General features: G+C 65.9%; 1 protein-coding gene. It reads right to left on the reverse strand.

From position 1 onward, the window contains the following. A partial coding sequence (locus SB847_RS20930; RefSeq protein WP_410578520.1) for a hypothetical protein occupies positions 1–276 on the reverse strand: 276 nt, incomplete at both ends.

Here is a 276-nt window from a genome sequence, read left to right on the forward strand (position 1 = left end):
CAGCAGGCCGACGGTCCGCTCCGGGGCGCTCGCCAGGATGGAGCGCAGGTTCTCCGGTGTGGAGGTCCAGCGTTGCAGGGCCAGGGCGGCGTCCATGGGAGTGCTGGCGGGATGGATGCCGGCGCCGCTTTGATGGAGTTCAGCCACCAACTGCACCACCCGCTGGGCGAAAGCGGGTTGAAGCCGAACCAGTTCCGTATAGCTCCTGCCCAAACCAGCAGGGTAGATGCCGATGACGTCCTTGAGGCTTCCCACTGGAAGGTAGAAGCGCTGCCG

This window comes from Bacillus sp. SIMBA_026 (assembly GCF_046535335.1).
In the GTDB taxonomy this organism is placed as follows: domain Bacteria; phylum Bacillota; class Bacilli; order Bacillales; family Bacillaceae; genus Bacillus; species Bacillus velezensis.